At 67.1% G+C, this 14,895-nt stretch carries 14 protein-coding genes; 7 read left to right on the plus strand and 7 right to left on the minus strand.

The genetic code is table 11. The annotated features are described in order from the left end of the window. Positions 1-69: 69 nt before the first annotated feature. Genes hemH through FHT19_RS22080 form a run of 3 tightly spaced genes read right to left on the minus strand, consistent with a single transcriptional unit; the run spans position 70 to position 4,462 of the window. Positions 70-1,122: a ferrochelatase gene (gene hemH / locus FHT19_RS22070; protein ID WP_169476815.1), complete on the minus strand. Its 1,053-nt coding sequence runs from the start codon at positions 1,120-1,122 to the stop codon at positions 70-72. Continuing rightward, positions 1,122-3,470, minus strand: coding sequence for a molybdopterin cofactor-binding domain-containing protein (locus FHT19_RS22075; protein WP_169476816.1), 2,349 nt, complete (start codon positions 3,468-3,470; stop codon positions 1,122-1,124). The genes hemH and FHT19_RS22075 overlap by 1 nt, the downstream gene beginning before the upstream one ends. Positions 3,471-3,484: 14 nt before the next feature. Next, positions 3,485-4,462 (minus strand): Mrp/NBP35 family ATP-binding protein, encoded by a 978-nt coding sequence (locus FHT19_RS22080; RefSeq protein WP_169476817.1) that lies wholly within the window; start codon positions 4,460-4,462, stop codon positions 3,485-3,487. 175 nt (positions 4,463-4,637) lie between these two features. Between FHT19_RS22080 and FHT19_RS22085 the strand changes: the two genes are divergently transcribed. From FHT19_RS22085 to FHT19_RS22100, 4 genes are all read left to right on the plus strand, one after another. Beyond that, positions 4,638-5,849: a protease modulator HflK gene (locus FHT19_RS22085; RefSeq protein ID WP_169476818.1), complete on the plus strand. Its 1,212-nt coding sequence runs from the start codon at positions 4,638-4,640 to the stop codon at positions 5,847-5,849. Next, positions 5,849-6,691 carry a protease modulator HflC gene (locus FHT19_RS22090; protein WP_169476819.1) on the plus strand — a complete coding sequence of 281 codons (843 nt, stop codon included), beginning with the start codon at positions 5,849-5,851 and terminating at the stop codon, positions 6,689-6,691. Before FHT19_RS22085 ends, FHT19_RS22090 begins: the two co-directional genes overlap by 1 nt. A 117-nt stretch (positions 6,692-6,808) precedes the next feature. Further along, on the plus strand, positions 6,809-8,368 hold the full coding sequence (locus FHT19_RS22095) for a Do family serine endopeptidase (protein ID WP_168556156.1): 1,560 nt from the start codon (positions 6,809-6,811) through the stop codon (positions 8,366-8,368). Positions 8,369-8,524: 156 nt separating this feature from the next. Beyond that, positions 8,525-8,872, plus strand: coding sequence for a hypothetical protein (locus FHT19_RS22100; RefSeq protein ID WP_168556155.1), 348 nt, complete (start codon positions 8,525-8,527; stop codon positions 8,870-8,872). A gap of 51 nt (positions 8,873-8,923) precedes the next feature. Here FHT19_RS22100 and FHT19_RS22105 read toward each other — a convergent pair whose 3' ends face one another. From FHT19_RS22105 to msrB, 3 genes are all read right to left on the minus strand, one after another. Continuing rightward, positions 8,924-9,169: a hypothetical protein gene (locus FHT19_RS22105; protein WP_168556154.1), complete on the minus strand. Its 246-nt coding sequence runs from the start codon at positions 9,167-9,169 to the stop codon at positions 8,924-8,926. Positions 9,170-9,277: 108 nt separating this feature from the next. Continuing rightward, on the minus strand, positions 9,278-11,506 hold the full coding sequence (locus tag FHT19_RS22110) for a PBP1A family penicillin-binding protein (RefSeq protein WP_169476820.1): 2,229 nt from the start codon (positions 11,504-11,506) through the stop codon (positions 9,278-9,280). A gap of 133 nt (positions 11,507-11,639) precedes the next feature. Then, entirely contained in the window at positions 11,640-12,038 is a 399-nt protein-coding gene (msrB, locus tag FHT19_RS22115) for a peptide-methionine (R)-S-oxide reductase MsrB (protein WP_169476821.1), read from the minus strand. Positions 12,039-12,191: 153 nt separating this feature from the next. Here msrB and FHT19_RS22120 point away from each other — a divergent pair, with 153 nt between their 5' ends. Further along, entirely contained in the window at positions 12,192-12,695 is a 504-nt protein-coding gene (locus FHT19_RS22120) for a helix-turn-helix domain-containing protein (protein WP_169476822.1), read from the plus strand. A gap of 243 nt (positions 12,696-12,938) precedes the next feature. Here FHT19_RS22120 and FHT19_RS22125 read toward each other — a convergent pair whose 3' ends face one another. Beyond that, on the minus strand, positions 12,939-13,307 hold the full coding sequence (locus FHT19_RS22125; RefSeq protein WP_168556150.1) for a UrcA family protein: 369 nt from the start codon (positions 13,305-13,307) through the stop codon (positions 12,939-12,941). A 341-nt stretch (positions 13,308-13,648) separates the two neighbouring features. Here FHT19_RS22125 and FHT19_RS22130 point away from each other — a divergent pair, with 341 nt between their 5' ends. Both FHT19_RS22130 and FHT19_RS22135 read left to right on the plus strand, forming a co-directional pair. Next, complete coding sequence (locus FHT19_RS22130; protein WP_169476823.1) at positions 13,649-13,915, plus strand: hypothetical protein; 267 nt, start codon at positions 13,649-13,651, stop codon at positions 13,913-13,915. A gap of 85 nt (positions 13,916-14,000) precedes the next feature. Next, the gene (locus FHT19_RS22135) at positions 14,001-14,852 is read left to right on the plus strand and encodes a diacylglycerol kinase family protein (protein ID WP_169476824.1); all 852 of its coding nucleotides are present in this window, start codon (positions 14,001-14,003) and stop codon (positions 14,850-14,852) included. The last annotated feature ends 43 nt before the right edge of the window (positions 14,853-14,895 follow it).

The following is a 14,895-nucleotide window of genomic DNA, read 5'->3' on the forward strand; positions in this document are numbered from 1 at the left end:
GCCGGTTCTGGCCGTGACCGAGAGAATGCCACGCCACGCGGGCGTGTCAAATGCGCAAAACCGGCAGGATCAGGGCGCGATCCAGCCCGCCAGTTCGCGCCGCACGATCGCTTCGAGCAGATCCATGCCCGCGCCCGAGGTATTGAGGCACGACAGCGCAGCAAAATCAGTGCCGCCCGCCGCGATGAAATCGTCTTTCCCGCGCAAGGCCAGTTCCTCCAGCGTTTCCAGGCAATCGGCCGAAAAGCCCGGCGCCGCGATCGCCACTTTGCGCGTGCCGCCCCGGGCCAGTTCGACCAGCGTGGTGTCGGTGGCCGGCTCCAGCCACTTGGCCCGGCCGAAGCGCGACTGGAAACTGGTTTCCACGCGCAGCCCCGGATGGCTTTGGGCAAAGGCCGCGGCGAGAAGGCGCGAGGTCTTGCGGCAATGACAATGATAGGGATCGCCCAGATGCAGCGTGCGCTCGGGCATGCCGTGATAGCTCAGCAGCAGCACATCGGGCACGAACGAGAGGGCGCCGATCTGGCCGGCAAGATCGGCATGCAGCGCGCCGATCGCAGCAGCGTCGTCATGATAGGGCGGCAGTGTCCGCAGCGCGGGCAAGCGGCGCCGCGCCTTGATCCAGTCTGCCAGGGCATCGAGCGCGCTGGCCGTGGTCGCCCCGGAATATTGCGGATAGAGCGGTGCCACCAGGATGCGCTCGCACCCGGCGGCCAGCAGCGCGTCCAGCTCTGCCCCCATCGCCGGGTTCTGATAGCGCATGGCATGGCGCACGATCACGCTCTCGCCCAGCCGTGCCCGCAGCGCCCGCGCCTGGCCCGCGGTGATCGCGGCCAGCGGAGACCCTTCCGGGCCCCACACCTGGGCATAGGCATGGGCCGATTTCTTGGGCCTGGTCCGCAGGATGATGCCGCGCAGGATCGGCTGCCACAGCAGCGTGGGGATTTCCACCACGCGCTTGTCCGACAGGAATTCCTTGAGATAGCGCCGCACCGATTGCACGTCGGGCCCATCCGGCGTGCCAAGGTTGACCAGCAGCACGCCGATGCGCCCCGTGGCCACCGGCGGATGGTCTGCCGGCAGGTGCGCAGGGCAGGAATGGGGGGCAGCAGCAGCGGTCATCAAACGCCTTCAGACAAGAGGGGCAGGCGGCGCAGCCGCAACCCGGTGGCCGAGAACAACGCATTGGCAATGGCCGGCGCCACCGCCACCACGCCCAGATCGCCGGGATCGAACGGCATATCGAGCGATGGCGGGTCTTGCCGCTGGGCGCTGCTGTCAACAAACACAACATCGACCTTGGGGCAATCGGCCAGCAGCGGCAGGCCCAGTTGGCTGAAATGCCCAGCCAGCGGCCGCCCGGCGGCATAGCCGGTACTGCCCCCCACCGCCAGTCCCAGCCCGAAGAACAGCCCGCCTTCGATCTGCTGGCGCGCGATGTCGGCATTGATCACCCGGCCGATATCGACGCAGGCGCTTAGGGTCTCCACCCGGATCGCGCCATCGGCCTGGCGCGCCGTGGCCACCACCGCGATATAGCCTTGGCGCGGGCCATCGGGGCCGGCCAGTTCCATCGCGTGGCAGGCGATTCCCTGGCCCGAGGCATCGGCCCCGCCCCCCCACATCGCCAGGTGCGCCACCCCTTGCAGGCAGGCCGCCAGGCGCGGTTGGCCGCCCAGCATGGCCATGCGGAACGCCAGTGGCTCGCTGCTACCGAAATGCGCGCATTCGTCGATGAAGCTTTCGGTGAGGAACGCGGTGATCGCCGCGCCGCCGCCGCGCATGCGGGCCGTGGCCAGCGACAGCGCGACCGGCACATGATCGACTGCGCATTCGGGAATGGCATAAGGCGGCATCGCCCCTTCCAGGGCCAGCGGATCGGCACTGCCCTGCCAGCGGCGCGCACTGGCCGCGCTTTCCCCGTCCAGCACGCGCGCGGCCGTTTCACGCAGCGATGCCGGCATGGCAATACGGCTGCGCCAGCCCAGCAATTGCTGCTTGTCGGGGCTCATGCCCGCTTCCAGCAGGGCCGAAACCGGTGCACGCGGCAGGCTCGCCAGTGATTCCTGCCAGCGCGACCAGGTCAGTTGCACCGGTTTGCCGGTGGCCCGCGCCAAGGCCGCCGCCTCGCCCGCAATCCGCGCATCGAGCCGCGCATCGAAACTGCCGCCCGCCGCCATGGGATAGACCACCACGTCGCCCTCGCCAAGGCCTGCGGCGCGGGCGCCCTCGCGCCGGGCCGCCTCGGGCGCCTGGGTCGCCAGCCACAGTTCCAGCCGGCCATGCTCGATCCGCGCCGTGCATGTCGCCGGCTCAAGCGGGGCATGCAGGGCCGGCTCGATGTCGTAGCGCGCCGAAAGACTGGGTTTTTCCAGCAAGGCGGTGGGATCGCCCCGGCCCCATAGCCGCTTGGGGCTACCCTTGGCGAGCGCGGTGTCGAGCGCGGCATCGATCGCATTGCCATCGGCCACGGCACCTCGGGCGCGAAAGCGCGGCTCCATCGCCGCCACCGCGCGATCGGCCGCATGCCAGGTCACCCCGATCGCCGCGAGCCAGCCCTTGGCATGGACCACGCCCAGGCACCCCGGCACGCGGGCGGCGGCCTGGGCGTCCCAGGTAGACAGCACGCAATCGCCCTGGGGCCCGTGGGCAATGGCCGCATGGACCATGCCCGGCAGGCGCACGTCGGCGGCAAAGACGAAACTGCCATCCACCTTGGCCGGCAAGTCCAGCCGCGGAAAAGGGAGCCGGCTGCCGGCCGGGAAGCGGCTGGGCGCCTCGCGCGCCGGGCTGGCGCGCAAAGGAGCCTCGCCTGGCGGATCGAGATCGAGCGCGGCATCGACCAGGCGCGCAAAGGGCAGGCGCTTGCCCTCGCCCACCACGGCATGGCCTTGCGTGTCCAGCCCGTCGGCCGCCACGCCCCATTGCGCTGCAGCGGCTGCGATCAATTGCGCGCGGAGCGTGGCCGCCGCTTCGCGCAAGGGCTGTTCGAACGCGGCCAGGCTCGTGCCCGCCACGGTCAGCATCATCGGCCCCCGCTCGGCTTTCAGCCGGGTCAGGCCATTGGCCGGATCGTCCAGCACATCGGGCAGGATCGGCAGCCAGGTGGGCAGCCAGAGCGGCGCCCAATGCGCCGCCAGCACCGCATCGGCATAGGCGGGGCTGAGCGGCGCGGGCTCCACCGCCACTTGGGCCCAGTCCGCGCCCAATTCCACCGCCACGATCTGCGCCATGAGCGTGGTTACGCCCTGGCCCATTTCGCAGGCCGGCACCGCCACGGTCAGCGTGCCATCGCGCGCCAGCTTGAGAAAGGCATTGGCCACGCGGCCATCCTTGCCGGCCACCAGCGGCGAGGCATAATGGCGCGGCACCAGGGCAAAGGCGGCAATCAGCGCGCCGCCCGCCCCAGCCCCGATCAGCACGCCGCGCCGGGTGGGCTTCAATCGTCGCAGGGCTGATGACCGAGCCATGGCGCGCGCAGGGATCAGGCCAGCTGGTCGAGCGCTGCCAGCACCGAGCGGGCAATGGCGGAGAACGCCTGCGCCTGCGGGCCTTCGCCGGCAGCCGGCGGTTCGCCCGCGTCGCTTTTCTGGCGGATGGCAATATCCAGCGGCACCCGGCCCAGGAACGGCAGGTCCAGTTCGCGCGCCGTCACTTCCGCGCCACCATGGCCAAACGGATCGCTCACCTGGCCGCAATGCGGGCAGAGGTAGCCGGCCATGTTTTCCACCACGCCCAGCACCGGCACTTTGCCCTGGTCGAACAGGCCGATGGCGCGCGTGGCGTCGATCAGCGCCAGGTCCTGCGGGGTGGAGACGATCACCGCCGCCGTGGGCTTGTATTTCTGCAGCATGGTCAACTGCACGTCGCCCGTGCCGGGCGGCAGGTCGACCACCAGGATTTCCGTATCACCCCAATCGGCCTCGATCAGCTGGCCCAGCGCGCTGCCGGCCATCGGCCCGCGCCAGGCGATTGCTTGGCCCGGCTGCACCAGATGCCCCATGGAAAGCATCGGCACGCCCCATGGGCTCTGCACCGGGATCATCGTCTTGTCGCGCGCTTCGGGCTTGCGCCCCTCGGTACCGAGCAGGCGCGGCTGCGACGGACCATAGATATCGGCATCGACCAGGCCCACCTTGCGCCCCAGCCGGGCCATGGCCACGGCCAGGTTCGCCGAAAGGGTGGACTTGCCCACGCCCCCCTTGCCCGAACCCACGGCCAGGATGCGCCGGTTCCGCTTTTCGGCGGTAAGCGCCACGCGCAGTTCAGCCAGGCCCGCGCCGCGTGCGGCATCCTTGGCGGCCTGTTCCACGGCGGATCGGGCCGGCGCATCCAGCCCGGCAACATCGATCACCGCCGTGCCGCTCTCGCCCGTCACGCGCAGAACCTGGAGCCTTGCAGCCCCCACGGCATCGGCAATGGCCTGGCGCACGGCCGCTTCATCGATCGTCACTGCTTTCATCCTGCTCGTTGTTCGCTGGCCCCGGCGCAACCGGCAGCCTGTCAGAAAGGCCCTAGCAGACGAATTTTGGGAACGAGACACTGTTTTTCACGCGATCCCTTCCTATAAGACTGGACATGACTGCTTTTCGTGGACTGGCCCTGCGCCCTCTCGCGCCCCTTTCGGAAACCTGGTCATGACAGACCGCAAAAGCCCGTGGGGCCATAATGGTGAGCCTGACCGGCCCGCCCGGGACGATGGCAACACCCCACCAGAAGATTCACCCAACGGCGAAGACACGCCCGAGCGCGCATCGCCCGAGGCGGGCCCGCAATCCAGCGGCAGCCCGAGCGGCTCTGAAAAGCCTGGCGCCAAGCCGGAAGGCCCGCGCAATCCCTGGTTGCCGCCCGCAGGCGATAGCCGCCGTCCGCCCAGCATCGAAGACATCTTTCGCGCACGCAGCGGCAAGGGCGGCAGCGGCAATGGCGGCGGCGGGGGCGGCGGCAATCCGCTGCTCGGCGGGCGCGGTCCCAACTTGCGCCTGCCGCAACGCCCCGATGGCAAGTCTTGGTGGCCGCTGGGCATTGCCGCGCTGGCGCTGCTGTGGCTGTGCGGATCGAGCACGCATCGCCTCGCGCCCCAGGAACAGGGTCTGGTCACCACTTTCGGCGCCTATTCGCGCACTTTGGGGCCGGGTGTTTCCTTCACTGCGCCCTGGCCGATCCAGCAAGTCGAAACGCGGGACGTCACCTCGATCCAGCGCGAAACCATCCCCGAAGGCGATGGCGAACGCCTGATGCTGACCGGCGACCAGAATCTGGTCAACGTCAACTATTTGGTGCGCTGGAACATCAAGGATCTCAAGCTCTACGCATTCCAGTTGGCCGATCCCGACCAGTCGGTGCGCGAAGTGGCCGAAGCGGCGATGCGTGCGGCGATTGCCGAAGTGGGCTTCAACGATGCCATGGGCTCTGGCCGCGCCACGATCGAGCAGAACGTGCGCGACCGCATGCAGCGCGTGCTCGATGCCTATCGTTCGGGCGTGCGCATCCAGGGCGTGGAAATCACCAAGATCGACCCGCCGGCCAAAGTGGTTGATGCGTTCAAGGAAGTACTTGCCGCCCAGCAGAAAGCGCAGGGCGACGTGAACGAGGCACAAGGCTGGGCGCAGAAGAAACTGGCCGCCGCGCAAGGCGAAGCGGCCGCTTTCGACAAGGTCTATGAACAATACAAGCTGGCCCCAGAAGTGACCAAGCGGCGCATGTATTACGAAACGATGGAGCGCGTGCTGGGCCAGAACGACAAGGTCATCGTCGAAGCGCCGGGCACCGTGCCCTATCTGCCTCTGCCCGCAATGCGCCAGACGCCGCCGCCATCCGACGATACGCGCCAGGGAGGGCAGCGCTGATGGAAACGCTTCTCCTGCAGTACAAGCGCGTGCTGATCGGCGCTGCGATCGCCCTCGTGGCGCTGCTTTCGTGCCTCATCGTGGTGCCCGAAACCCAGCAGGTCGTAATCGTGCGGCTGGGCCAGCCGGTGCGTGTGGTCAACCGCTATACCCCGCACGGCGATTTCGGCCGCAGCGGGGCGGGCCTGGTCTGGCGCCTGCCGTTCTTCGAACAGGCGGTGCGCATCGACCGCCGCGTGCTCGATGTCGATATGGAGCGCCAGCAGGTCACCTCGCTCGACCAGCGCCGCCTGGAAGTGGATGCCTATGCCCGCTTCCGCGTGATTGATCCGATCAAGATGTATGAAACCGCCGGCACGGTGGATCGCGTGGCGCAGCAACTGCAGCCGATCCTCAATTCCGTGCTGCGCCAGGAACTGGGCAACCGCACGTTCGCGTCGCTGCTCACCCCCGAACGCGGCGAGGCCATGGCGCGCATTCGCGAAGGGCTGGATCGCGAGGCGCGCGAATATGGCGCCCAGGTGATCGACGTGCGGATCAAGCGCGCCGATCTGCCCGATGGCACGCCGCTGGAATCCGCCTTTGCCCGCATGGCCACGGCGCGCGCGCAGGAAGCGGCCACGATTGCCGCACAAGGGCAAAAGAACGCGCAGATCATTCGTGCCCAGGCCGAAGCGGAAGCCGCCCGTATTTATGCGGCCAGCTTTGGCAAGGATCCTGAATTCTATGACTTTTACCGCGCGATGCAGAGTTATGACTACACTTTCACCCAGAAAGGCAGCAATACCAGCATCATCCTCTCGCCCGACAACCGCTATCTGAAGCAATTCAGGGGGCCGTAATCGGAACCTGTTCCATTCAAAGTCCGTTCATGCGACGAAGCGTGAAACGGCACCCGGATCGGGCGCGGTTTTCCCTCACGCCGCGTCAAGCAACAAGCGAATAAAGGATCAACCCTCGTGCGATACGCTTATGGAGTGACTACGGCACTGCTTCTCGCCGGCAGCGCGCTCACGCTGGCAACGGGCTTCCCGGCCGGCGCCCAGGTGGCGCAGAATGACAGCTCGCAGATTCAGGCGATCACCCCGCGCCAGGGCGCGCCATCCAGCTTCGCCGACCTCACTGCCCAGTTGCAGCCGGCCGTGGTCAACATCTCGACCCGCCAGCGGGTCAAGGTCCAGAACAACAATCCCTTTGCCGGCACGCCGTTCGGCGATCTGTTCGGCGGCGGCCAGGGTGGCCAGGGCGGCGGCACGCGTGAAGCGCAGTCGCTGGGTTCGGGCTTCATCATCTCGGCCGATGGCTATGTGGTCACCAACAATCACGTGATCACCGCCGATGGCCAGGGCGAAGTGGAATCGATCTCGGTTACCACGCCCGATGGCACCGAATACCCGGCCAAGCTGGTGGGCAAGGATGCCGCGTCCGACCTCGCCGTGCTCAAGATCACCGGTACCAAGCCGTTCCCGTTCGTGAAGTTCGGGGATTCGCGCAAGGCGCGCGTGGGGGATTGGGTCATTGCCATCGGCAACCCCTTTGGCCTGGGTGGCACGGTGACGCAGGGCATCATCTCGGCGGTCTATCGCGCCACCGGTTCGGGCAGCGCCTATGACCGCTATCTGCAGACCGATGCCTCGATCAACCGCGGCAACTCGGGCGGTCCGATGTTCGACATGGCCGGCAACGTGATCGGCATCAACAACGCGATCTATTCGCCCACCGGCGGCAGCGTCGGCATCGGCTTTGCGATCCCTGCCGAAATCGCCGCCCCGATCGTGGAAAAGCTCAAGAACGGCCAGACCATCGAGCGTGGTTACCTGGGCGTGCGCATCCAGCCGATCAACGATGATCTCGCCGCCTCGCTGGGCCTGCCCAAGAATCGCGGCGAATTCATCCAGTCGGTCGAACCCGGCGCCGGTGCGGCCAAGGCCGGCATCCAGGCGGGCGACGTGGTCACCCGCGTCGATGGCAAGGAAGTCAAGCCCGACCAGACGCTCTCGTTCATCGTCGCCAACACCGCCCCGGGCAAGACCGTGGCGATCGACCTGGTGCGCAACGGCAAGCCGATGACGGTCAACGCCGTGGTGGGCAAGCGCCCGACCGAGGAAGAACTGGCCAACCAGAGCTTCGACCCCGACCAGCAAGACGATGGCGGCTTTGGTGACAACAGCGATGGCCAGCAGCAGCAACAGCAAAAGCAGGCTCAGGCAGGTGGCCTGATCCAGAAGTCGCTGGGCGTGGCTGCCGTGCCGCTGACCCCGCAGATCGCCCGCCAGCTGGGCGTGAGCGAGGATACGCGCGGCGTGGTGGTCACCGGGGTGGACAGCTCGTCCGATGCCGGTGCCAAGGGTCTTCAGCGTCGCGACATCATCCTCTCGGCCAACTATCGCGTCCTGGCGACAGTGGCCGATCTGGAAGCCGTGGTGCGCCAGGCCAAGGCCGAGAATCGCGAAGCTGTGCTGCTGCGCGTGCAGCGCGCGGGCCAGCCTGCCATCTACCTGCCGATCCGCCTGCGCTGATCGCGCCCGCCACAAGGGGCAAATACAACAAGGGCCGGCATCCCACCTGGGGTGCCGGCCCGTGTTGCGTTCGGACTGTCTCGTTCTGGCACAAACACGGTCTTGTCTCGGCAGCCGTTGCGCGTATGCTGCCCTGCGATTGCGAGGAGGGCGACGATGCAGGCCAACTATGTGATCGAACAGCAGCTGGCGCTGGACCACGGCCATGATTCGCTGGTGCAGGACATCGCGATCGACACTCTGGCCAAGACGGTCGCGATCCGGCTGCTCTCGTGCCCCGATCGCCGCACCCACCGCCGCGTTGCGCTGGAATTGCTGTTTCAACAGGTCGAAGCGGTCACCGTCGATGCCGACATGATCGAATTGCGGGCAGAGGCTGGTGCCGGCGCCGTCGAACACTGGCACCTGGCCGAGGCAGCCGGCGCGTCGCATATCCACATGGCCAAGGGCCACGTCTCGGTCGCGGCGCGGCAGCCGCCCGAATTGATCCGCGTGCGCAACTGATCTGCCCTTGCCCGGCACCGATCCACTCGGCACCGGGCTGGGTAAGCTACTTCAGTAGTTCGACGGCGGATCGCTGGCTGGGAAGCTTTCGTCCACCACGTCGTCCTGCTTGTCCCACTTGGGCGGATCCGAACGCATGCCCTGGGTGCCGGCCGAACGCACCTTGGAAAAGTTCTCGCCCGGCGTTTCGCCAGGCGCGAACGCGGCCGGGCTGGTTGCTTCATCGCCCTTTTTGCGAACGGCGCGATAGATGACATAACCTGCCGCCGCTGCGGCGGCCCATTGGAATAGGCTCATGTTTCAAGCTCCATCGATGGCAGCGCATTAGCCGCCAGTCATGGGCGAGAAACGAACCGGGGCGCGAATGGTTCGCGCCCCGGCTGCATTTTCATCATATCACAGGTTTCAATAACCCTGCCAATCCTGCGCCCTACGGTCCGCAGGGCTCTTGGCCGGTGGCTTGCCCGCCGGTTGCGCTGGCCTCGGGGCCTGGCGCGTGCGCCCCGTCGCTCGATCGAGCAGGTCATCGCTTGCGGCAGGCTGGGCATTGCGCGGCGCCTGGCGCGCCGGCGCGGCTGGCCCGGTGCCCAGGCCATCCTGGTCCACGGGAATGGCGTCATCGGGCGTGCGGCCCTGCGGCCCGTTGCCCTGTGGCCCGTTGCCCTGTGCACCTTCCAGGCCATCGCCCTGCTGGCCGTTGACCGTGTTGCCGTTCTCGTCGGTATAGTAATAGTCGTTGGGATTGTTGAGCAGGGCTTCGTCATCGGGCTCAAGCTGCCATTCCGGCAACTTGAGCTGGTTGTCGAACTGCTCCACCGGGCGTTTGGCCGTGGCCACGCGCATATAGGCGGCAAAGGCGCGCGCCGGGGCGGTCCCACCCTGCAGGCCGGGCACAGGGTGCGCATCGTCGCGCCCCATCCACACGCCCGTGGTCACGCCGCTGGAAAAGCCCAGGAACCAGCCGTCCTTGTTGGAACTGGTGGTGCCGGTCTTGCCCGCCACCGGGCGGCCGATCTGCGCCGCGCGGCCGGTGCCGATGTTCACCGCGGTTTGCAGCAGGTCGGTGATCTCGGCCGCGACGTAATCGGGCACAAGCTGCTGCTGCGCATCGGGGCGGTGGCTGTACAGCACTTCCCCGTCCGTCGTCGTCACCTTGCGGATGCCATAGGGCGTCACCAGGCGGCCCTTGGCTTCTACCGAGGCGAAAGCACGCACCATGTCGATCACGCGCACGTCGCTGGTGCCCAGCACCATCGAGGGCATCGTGTTGATCGGGGTGGTGATGCCAAACCGGCGGGCCATGTTGGCTACTGCGCTAAAGCCCACTTCGTTGCCGAGCTGCGCGGCCACCGTATTCTTGGAATAGGCAAAGGCGGTGCGCACGTCGATCTGCCCGGCATAGCTGCCGCCCGAATTGCGCGGGCTCCACCCATCGATCGTAACGGGCTCGTCCACCACGCGGTCTTCTGGGCGATAGCCGCGTTCCAGCGCGGCGAGATAGACGAACAGCTTCCACGCCGAACCGGGCTGGCGCACGGCATTGGTCGCGCGGTTGTAGTTCGAGGTGACGTAATCGGTCCCGCCTACCATGGCGAGCACGGCACCATCGCGGTCCACGCTCACCAGGGCGCCTTGCGCGCCCTTGGGCACCTGGCTGGTGATGGCATCGGTGGCCGCGCGCTGCGCCACGGGATCGAGCGTGGTCCACACTTCGATCGGCTGGTCGTTGTCGGGCACCAGCACGTCAAGCTGCGGCAGCACCCAATCGGTGAAATAGCGGGCCGAATTCTGGCCCTGCTCGGCAGCCAGGTGCACGGCCTTGAGATCGACCGCCGCCGCCTGCGCCGGGGTAAGCGTGCCGGCATCGACCATGGTTTCCAGCACGACCTTGGCGCGGTCCACCGCGGCTTGCGCATCGGCCGTGGGCGAATAATGCGAAGGCGCCTTGACCAGGCCGGCGATGATCGCTGCCTCGCCCAGCGAGAGTTCCTCGCCCGAATGGCCGAAGAACTTGCGCGCGGCCGAATCCACGCCATAGGCGCCGCCGCCGAAATAGACCTTGTTGAGGTACAGCTCGAGGATCTGGTCCTTGGAAAACTTGCTTTCCAAAGCCAGCGACAGGATCGCCTCGCGAATCTTGCGATCGAACGTGCGGCTGTTGTTGAGGAAGATGTTGCGCGCCAACTGCTGGGTGATGGTCGATCCGCCCTGGCGCCACCGCCCGCTTTGCGCACGCACCATGACCGAGCGGACAATGCCCACCGGGTCCACGCCCCAATGTTCGCGGAAGCGGCGGTCTTCCACCGAAACCAGCGCATCCTTCATCGGCTGGGGAATGCGGTTATAGGGAATCCACTTGCCGTAGCTGGGCCCGAGCGTGACGATTTCCGAACCGTCGTTGGCTCGCACCACGATCATCTGGCCAGCCTGGCTGGACTTGAGCTTGTCGTAGCTGGGCAGCGAACGGGCCGTCACCAGCACCGCGCCAGTGATGCCCAACGCCACCAGCAGCACGATGCCGATGCCCCACACCGCAAGGCGGCGCAGCCATCGGCCGATCGTGGAAGGCGCGCGGCTGCGCTGCGCGGGGTCTTCGCCGTCTTGTCCGCGGCGGGGCACGTCCCGTCTGGCCATCAGTGGTTACCGGTTTCCTCGAAAGCGCAACACTGCGCCAAGTTTGCGAGCCATCAGCCGCCCTTGCACAGGCGATCCGTAACGCAGGGTTAATGGATGCCTGCCAGGGCGCCCTGGCTCGCTCCCTAGCCGATCATTCTTCCGGCGTGAAGTCGAGCGCGGCAGAGTTCATGCAATAGCGCAGCCCGGTCGGCGCGGGCCCATCGGGAAACACGTGGCCCAGGTGCCCGTCGCAGCGGGCACAACGCACTTCGGTGCGAATCATCCCGTGCGACGTGTCGCGCTTTTCCTCCACCGCGGTTTCGTCCATCGGGTGGGTAAAGCTGGGCCAGCCGCACCCGCTGTCGAACTTGGTGGCCGAGGTGAACAGCGGCTGCCCGCACCCGGCGCAGGTGTAATCGCCGCTGGCCTTGTTCTTGTCGTACTTGCCGGTAAACGCCCGCTCGGTGCCGGCCTGGCGCAGGATGTGATACTGCTCCGGGCTCAGGCGTTCGCGCCATTCCGCCTCGGTCAGGTTCAGTTTTTCGCTCATGGATGGGATCTCCTTTGCCGCCCATATGGGGTCGCGGGCGCCACGCCACAACATCGCCGCGGCGCCCCCGTTCGAGCCTTCGCAGACCATACTGGCACTTCCTGTCGCACATCGCTTAAAAAGCGGCGCACAATGCGCTATGACGGCCTCGTGATGGAAAAATTGCAAGAACCTCTGGCAGACATTGCCCAGTGCAGCCTTCCTGTGGCGTTGGAGGTGATGGGTGAGCGCTGGTCGTTCATGATCCTGCGCGCCGCGTTCAACGGCATCTACCATTTCGAGGAGTTCCTCACCCAGTTGGGCATTGCGCGCAACATCTTGTCCAACCGGCTGTCGCGCCTGGTCGATCACGGCATCCTGGCGCGCATCCCCTGTTCCGACGATCGGCGGCGGGTGGAATACCGGCTGACTCCCAAGGGATTCGATCTGCTGCCGGCGATGCTGGCCTTGCGCCAATGGGGCGAGAAGTGGGGCGCTGGCATTTCCTGCAACCCGGTGCTGTGCGATGCGCGCGATGGCCAGCCGATCGCGCCGATCGTCTTGCGTGCGCACGATGGGCGTCCGCTGGGCCCGGCAGACCTTGCCTGGCGCCGCCGCGAAGAAATCGCGCCGCCTGCCCCTGCCCCGGCCAAGGAACCGGCCGGAACGCTCGCCTGATCCAGCAGGTTCGCGCGTCGACGGGCTTGTGATTCGCTGAAAAGTATTCGGGGCAGGATCGCCGGTGGAAACGGCGACCCTGCCCCGCCAACCGCACGGGGGACTGCGCGTGCGGCAAGCTCTTGTCTGGGCTTTGTTTCATGAATGGGGCCAAAACGGTTTCGTTCGCGCAAATTCATCGATGATGAGATTGCGCACTGCGCCTGGGATCCCCACTCGCGGCAGGCAGGACCCGCCACGATCTCAGCGGCTGGCCAGAACCTGCTCGCGCGCCAGCGCGACCTGAACCTTGCCCTGGCGCAGCGCGGCGCTGAAGCAGTTGCGCTGGTCCTGGGCCTGTTCCAGAGTTACCTTGCCCAAGCCGATGGCACAGGCCTGGCGTGCGGCGGCACGCACCCTGCGATCGGCCGCCGCGCGGCCTTCCACGCTCATCAGGTTGAGATCGGAAATCTTCACCGGCACGCGGGTGACGGTCATCGTCATGCCGCTCGGCGCGTCGATCATCGAGTCGGCCGGGGCCTGGGCGAAAGCGGGCATGCTGCTGCCGGCCAGGGCACCGGCGGCGGCAAGGGAAAGGGCAAGCGGGCGGAAGGCGGGGCTGAAGACGGACATCGGTCGTTTCCTTTTGCGTGGTGGGACAAAAGCACGGATCGAAATGGGTTCGGGCTTGGTCTCGTTGGACTGGCCGCCGGGCGGTTCAGGCCTTGCGGTATGTCGCTGGTTTAACCGCATCTTCGAGGGTCGGCGCGCGCCCCTCGACCAGGCACGGCCCCACGCCGACCAGCGCCGCCTGTCCCCGACGAACCGCCATGCCGCATCGGCGGACGACACATTTCGACATCGCCACCGCCCGACGAACCACCCGCACCGCGTGCTCGATTCGTCGATGGCTGCGCATCAATGCGCAGCAAACCCTTTGCCCGGCGGCAAGAAAGGCGCACTATGACATGCTCATGGCAGTGGCAGTCATCTTTGTGCTGGGCATCGTCAACTTCGCGCTCAACCGCGCGGTGATGGCGTGCAACCACCCGCTGATGCGGCAGATGCCGCCCGTGCTCAAGGCGATGAACCGTCGCTTCTCGCTGCTGATCGAATACCTGATGCTGGTGGCCGGCATGCTGCTCGCCGCGCAAGGCTGGGCCTGGGGGGCGATCGGCTATGGCGTCTACAGCATGATGAACGGCTTTTCCGCCTGGCTCATCCTGTCGGGCCGGGTCTGAACCCCGATCGGGGGCTTGGTCGCGGTTCTGCCGGCGGGAACCGCCAACACCCCCGCGCATTGGCCCGGGGGAGGACCTTTCGCGCATGACCACCATTCCCCTTTGGCTCGTCGTCAATCCGGCCAGCGGCAGCAATTCCGAAGCGGCGGTTGCCGCGCTTACCGCCGCCTTGGCCGAAGGCGGCCACGCGCCCACGCGGGTGCTGCGCTTGCCGGCCGATGAACTGCCCACCCGCGCTGCGCTGGAAGCGGCCAACGTTGCCACGCTGGCGATCTTCACCGGCGATGGCACCGTCAACGCGCAAGTTGCGCTGCTGCACGGGTGGGAAGGCGCGGTGCTGGTCCTGCCGGGTGGCACGCAAAACCTGCTGGCCAAGGCGCTGCATGGCGATGCCGATGCCCCCGCTATTGCCGCGCGCCTGGGCCGTGGCGAATTGCGCCGCACGCGCCGCAGCGCCGTCAAGACGTCGGCCGGCGACGCGCTGGTCGAAGTGCTGGCCGGCCCTGGCGCGACGTGGGCCGACGTGCGTGAAGGCGTGCGCGACATGGACTTGTCGAGCATTGCCAGCGCCTTGGGCGAAGCGGTGCGCAGTACTGCGGGCGGTGCTGCCGTCAGCGTCAGCCAGCCGCCACTGGGCAAGCCGGAAGGCTATCGTGCGGTGCGCATGGATGCCGATGACGGCACGCTCACGCTCGATGGCTATGATGCGCAGGATTGGGCAGACTTGGCGGCCCATGGTGTTTCCATGCTGGTAAAGCGCGATTTCCGCCAGGGTCCACACGAAGAACTGGGCCAGGCTGACGCCGTGGTCTGCACCAGCCGCGAGCCGATCGCTCTGATGATCGATGGCGAACGCCGCGACGGCGCCACGCAGGAAGAGTTCCGCTGCATAACCCTGCCGGTCGAATTCCTGGCCAGCGCGGTGGCGCCCTCTTGACCGCGCAAGCGCCTGAGGGGAAAGCGCAGCGCGCATCCCCAAG

The sequence above is a fragment of the Novosphingobium sp. SG919 genome (assembly GCF_012932495.1).
In the GTDB taxonomy this organism is placed as follows: domain Bacteria; phylum Pseudomonadota; class Alphaproteobacteria; order Sphingomonadales; family Sphingomonadaceae; genus Novosphingobium; species Novosphingobium rhizosphaerae.